At 64.1% G+C, this 1244-nt stretch carries 1 protein-coding gene; it reads right to left on the bottom strand.

Features of this window, described 5'->3' with window-relative positions; translation table 11 throughout:
• Nucleotides 1–1244, bottom strand: a 1244-nt coding sequence (locus tag KBX34_RS33015) for a type I polyketide synthase (protein WP_210928980.1), incomplete at both ends; no start/stop codon positions are given.

The following is a 1244-nucleotide window of genomic DNA, read 5'->3' as shown; positions in this document are numbered from 1 at the left end:
AGGTGGGCGTTGGTGCCGGAGAACCCGAATGAGGACACGCCCGCGCGCCGTCGCCGGTCGGTCTGCGGGTGCCAGGGGCGGGTCTCGGTGAGCAACCGCACCGCACCGGCCGACCAGTCGACCTGCGGGGTCGGCTCGTCCACATGCAACGTCGCTGGCAACACGTTGTGCTTGAGGGCCTGGACCATCTTGATGACACCCGCGACACCGGCGGCGGCCTGGGTGTGACCGATGTTCGACTTCACCGACCCCAACCACAACGGCTCACCACCAGCACGGTCCTGCCCATACGTGGCCAACAACGCCTGCGCCTCGATCGGATCACCCAACCTGGTGCCCGTGCCATGCGCCTCCACCACATCAACATCAGCAACACCCAGGCCAGCGCTGCCCAACGCCGAACGAATCACCCGCTGCTGCGACGGACCATTCGGCGCCGTCAAACCATTCGACGCACCATCCTGATTGACCGCACTCCCCGCCACCACCGCCAACACCGGATGCCCAAGACGCACCGCATCCGACAAACGCTCCACCACCAAAACACCAACACCCTCACCCCACGCCGTGCCATCCGCCGCCGCCGCGAACGCCTTACACCGCCCATCACCGGCCAACCCCCGCTGCCGCGAAAACTCAATAAACGTCCCCGGCGTCGACATCACCGTCACACCACCGGCCAGAGCCAAACCACACTCCCCCGACCGCAACGCCTGCACCGCCAAATGCAACGCCACCAACGACGACGAACACGCCGTATCAACAGTGACCGCCGGACCCTCCACCCCAAGAACATAAGAAACACGACCCGACAACACACTCGCCGCGTTACCCGTCCCCAGGAAACCATCAGCCTCCCGCGGCACCGCCAACAACAACGTCGAATAATCCTGACCATTGGTCCCCGTGAACACGCCAACCGGAGAACCCCGCAAACCCAACGGATCCACACCCGCCGACTCCAACGCCTCCCACGACACCTCCAACAACAAACGCTGCTGCGGATCCATCGCCAAAGCCTCACGCGGCGACACCCCGAAAAACGACGCGTCGAACCCCGCTACACCCCCCAAAAACCCACCCGACGACACATACGACGTCCCGAACGACTCCCCATCACCGACCAACCCCGACAGATCCCAACCCCGATCCGACGGAAACTCCACCACCCCATCACCACCAGAAACCACAAAATCCCACAACTCATCCGGCGAACCCACACCACCCGGAAAACGACACGCCAT

Source organism: Micromonospora sp. M61, from assembly GCF_018070245.1.
Classification (GTDB): Bacteria; Actinomycetota; Actinomycetes; order Mycobacteriales; family Micromonosporaceae; genus Micromonospora; species Micromonospora zamorensis.
Note: the sequence above shows the minus strand (reverse complement) of the source record. Positions and strands in the feature narration are given on the sequence as shown.